Below are 3,560 nucleotides of genomic sequence, written 5' to 3'. Positions count from 1 at the left end.
ACACCTTGTAACAAAGTCATAGTTACCATATCCCCATTGGCAATATGGCTAACTTCGTGAGCTAATACTGCTTCCGCTTCATCACGCGTCATACTATTTAATAGTCCGGTACTTACCGCAACTAATGAATTATTTTTACTCGCGCCTGTTGCAAACGCATTCACATCAGCAGAATGATAAATTGCCACTTCTGGCATCGGTAAACCTAATTTTTCGGTTTGTTGTTTAACCGTATTAACTAACCAACGTTCCATTTCATTTTGTGGATTAGTAATCACCTCTGCACCCACAGAACGTTTTGCCATTGTTTTCGATAGAAAGAGTGAAATAAGTGAACCACTAAAACCAAACAACGCAGCAAAAATCAATAATCCCATTGCATCTTGAGAACGAATTCCCGTCAGCGTCAAAATAATATTAAACACAAACAATACTGCCATGTTTGTGATTAGAAACAGTATAATCCTCATCATTTTTTACATTCTCCCTCTAGTAATGATGTCATCAAAAACGGTCTTTTATATCGTACTTATTAAATAAATTTCAAGGGGTTATTAAAGAATAATTTTTCTTTTATTCCCATAGGCTCATTTGTTGGTATTGCTGTCTTTCTGGTAAATATAAATGTAAGCCAATCAAACGCACTTTTCGTCCTCGACTCCGTTGCCAAGCGATCTCTAATAATTGCCAAAAATGCGCTAAGTGACACAATAATCCTGTTTTTTCTACTGTTGTCGTTTGAAAATCAACAAACTTTAACTTAATACCTAATTTAAATGTCTGTGTTGCAAAATTTAATGAATATTTTTGTAAGCGCTGTAATAGCTGTTGGTAGAGTTTCTCCATAATTTGATGGCTTTGTGCAGGTGTCGCTAAATCGGTTAATAATGTTTCTTCTACACCAACTGATTTTCTTTCTCGGTATGGCTGTACTTGTCGCTCATCAATAGCATGGCTAAATTGCCAAATGCGTTCTCCCATTTTACCAAGTTGATCATTTAAAATATGGTGCGGAAATTGTTGCACATCACCACAGATTTCTAATCCCATTGCTGTAAGCCTACTTGCTACTACTTTCCCCACTCCAGGAATTTTGCGTAATGGTAAATGATAAACAAATTCAGCTACTTTTTCTGGTGAAATCACAAATTGTCCATTAGGCTTATTCTGTTCTGAAGCAATTTTGGCTAAAAATTTTAATGGGGCAACGCCCGCTGAAGCCGTTAGATATAATTCTTGCCAAATATCATGCCGAATAGCTTCTGCAATCCATGTTGCCGATCCTGAACATTGTGTAGATTCCGTTACATCAAGATAAGCTTCATCTAATGATAAAGGCTCAATAATTTCAGTATAACGTCGAAAAATTTGATGAATTTGTTGTGATACTTCTTTATAAAACTTCATATTCACAGGGAGTAATACCAAATGCGGGCAACGTTTCAATGCTTGTGCCGTAGGCATAGCACTATGTAATCCATATTGACGAGCAATATAGTTGCAGGTTGCTAATACGCCTCGTTGTTGTGGCGTTCCTCCTACAGCCACAGGTTTATCCGCTAAAGATGGATTCTCTCTAATCTCTATCGCAGCATAGAAACAATCCATATCAATATGAATAATTTTTCGCTGAGTCATTGTTTTCCAGTAATTGGATATTGAATAGCTGATAGTTTAATAAAATACTGTATAAAAATACAGTATTTTATTAAACTATCATTATATACATTCTCTATTTCCCTCAAATTTTCTACTCTTAACTGCACACTTGGCTAATATTAAGGCAATCATTAAAAAAAGTATTTTCCTTGCTTGACTTACGATCCTGAAATCCGTATGATTAGCCCTGCTTAGTTAAGCCAACAACTGCGGAGGAATGGTCGAGCGGTTGAAGGCACCGGTCTTGAAAACCGGCGAGGATTTACGTCCTCCGTGAGTTCGAATCTCACTTCCTCCGCCATCAAGTTTCTTTTAGGTCGCAAGTTTTCTGGGAAAATCAATAGCTTGCGGCTTTTTTCTTTTCTGGAATTAAGATTAAATCTTCATTCTCTGCCACTGTGCCAAACTTGTTCAATGCAGAGTGTTCCCAAAATGTACCCACATTTGCATAGCTTAAAAGATGGTTAGCATTTAAGTGGGCATATCGTTTTACCATCTCTATGGTTTCCCAACCGCCCAATTCTTTTAATACCATTAATGGAGTACCGTTTTGAACATGCCAACTTGCCCAAGTATGCCTCAAGTCATGAAAACGAAAATCCGAAATATTAGCAAGCTCTAATGCTCGTTGAAAATCATCTCGATCTATCTCGCTAATATATTTTCCTTTTCCTCGATGAAACACAAATTCAGAAATTCGCTCCTGCTCTTTGCGTTTAAGCAGTAATATAGCGTCCGCACTTAGAGGTAATGGTCTAGATTTACCTGATTTGGCAATATCACCTGTAACGATCGCAATATTTCTAGCAAAATCAATCTTATCCCATGTCAAAGATAAAATTTCCGTCATTCTTGCTCCCGTCATTAAAGCAAAATAACAGACTTCTTTCATCCATTGCAACCTTAGAGAATCAATTAATTTTTTAGCTTCATTTTTTGTAATCCATCTTACCCTGACTTTAGGTTCAGCATTTTTTGGTACAAAAGGAATACTATCAATCCAACCTGCTTTATGTGCCAGTGATAGCACTCGCATTATCGATGTTCTATACCGATTTTGTGTTGAAGGCGATAGCTTTTCTTGCGTTCCTTTCTTATGAGTTGGCAAGTTATTTAAGATATCATCTGTTGTTAAAGAACTAAGTAATCGTCCACCTAATACACTTCGCCAATATTCAGTATGGCGTATTTTGGTTTCCAGATCTTTTTGACCTTGAGAGACTTCTAAAAATCTAATCAAAGCCTCTTCCATTGTACGTTCAGGTTTCTTTCCTAATTTTTCAACCTGCCACGATTCATGTTTTAATTTATCATGATATTGTTGGGCTAGTTTCCTTTCAGTCGTTTTAGCAGAGCGTCTAATTCTTTGTCCGCTCGGTGCCCTGAAATCAATCCACCATATACCATTTTCTTTTTTGTAGATCGACATTGTTTCTCCTTATCGCCGACCTGCATTTCTAGTCGGCAAACATTATTTTGTTTTTCACGAATTTTTTCAAGGTCGGAGTAATAAATTCGCCATAATCTTGAACCGGGCATTTTAAAAAACCCCCATTTATGGCGATGGTTATAAACTGCGTCATAACTCATATCAAGCAATTTAGCTGCTTTCTTGAGAGATAAGGCTTGCTCCATGCTTTTTTCCCCAAAATGAATTATTTATGCTCATCAAATACATCCATAGAAAATTTTTTATTAATAAACTTTAGTGTCAGATCCCTATTTACCGCTCTGCCTAAATACTCGTAGATCAAGTCAAAATCTCTATTCGTAAATTGAGTATTTAAGTATTTATTAATGTTACTTCTCAAATCTTTAGAGAGTATTAACCACTCAAGTACCTTAGCTTTCACTTCTTTTTCTGTCCTACAGCCTTTCAAAGAAAAGGATAAATATTTCTC

5 protein-coding genes and 1 tRNA gene are annotated in these 3,560 nt (G+C 36.4%); 1 reads left to right on the top strand and 5 read right to left on the bottom strand.

What is annotated here, in order from left to right; genetic code table 11:
- Both htpX and dinB read right to left on the bottom strand, forming a co-directional pair.
- Positions 1-473, bottom strand: a 473-nt coding sequence (htpX, locus tag PF272_RS01555; protein ID WP_271141380.1) for a protease HtpX, incomplete at its 3' end; no start/stop codon positions are given.
- A gap of 100 nt (positions 474-573) precedes the next feature.
- Entirely contained in the window at positions 574-1,638 is a 1,065-nt protein-coding gene (gene dinB / locus PF272_RS01550) for a DNA polymerase IV (RefSeq protein WP_271141379.1), read from the bottom strand.
- A gap of 232 nt (positions 1,639-1,870) precedes the next feature.
- Between dinB and PF272_RS01545 the strand changes: the two genes are divergently transcribed.
- Positions 1,871-1,960, top strand: a tRNA-Ser gene (locus PF272_RS01545).
- Positions 1,961-1,996: 36 nt separating this feature from the next.
- On the opposite strand, the gene PF272_RS01540 is transcribed toward PF272_RS01545, so the two are convergent.
- The 3 genes from PF272_RS01540 to PF272_RS01530 all read right to left on the bottom strand — a co-directional run.
- Positions 1,997-3,088, bottom strand: coding sequence for a tyrosine-type recombinase/integrase (locus PF272_RS01540; protein WP_271141378.1), 1,092 nt, complete (start codon positions 3,086-3,088; stop codon positions 1,997-1,999).
- Entirely contained in the window at positions 2,986-3,294 is a 309-nt protein-coding gene (locus PF272_RS01535) for a MerR family transcriptional regulator (protein WP_271141377.1), read from the bottom strand. Before PF272_RS01535 ends, PF272_RS01540 begins: the two co-directional genes overlap by 103 nt.
- Positions 3,295-3,314: 20 nt before the next feature.
- A partial coding sequence (locus PF272_RS01530; RefSeq protein WP_271141376.1) for a hypothetical protein occupies positions 3,315-3,560 on the bottom strand: 246 nt, incomplete at its 5' end.

It is taken from the genome of Gallibacterium faecale (assembly GCF_027920745.1).
Lineage (GTDB): Bacteria > Pseudomonadota > Gammaproteobacteria > Enterobacterales > Pasteurellaceae > Gallibacterium > Gallibacterium faecale.
Note: the sequence above shows the minus strand (reverse complement) of the source record. Positions and strands in the feature narration are given on the sequence as shown.

Excerpts from the sequence above, each read along its gene's own strand:
- dinB (WP_271141379.1), bottom strand. The coding sequence starts at position 1,638 with ATGACTCAGCGAAAAATTATTCATATTGATATGGATTGTTTCTATGCT.
- PF272_RS01540 (WP_271141378.1), bottom strand. The coding sequence starts at position 3,088 with ATGTCGATCTACAAAAAAGAAAATGGTATATGGTGGATTGATTTCAGG.
- PF272_RS01535 (WP_271141377.1), bottom strand. The coding sequence starts at position 3,294 with ATGGAGCAAGCCTTATCTCTCAAGAAAGCAGCTAAATTGCTTGATATG.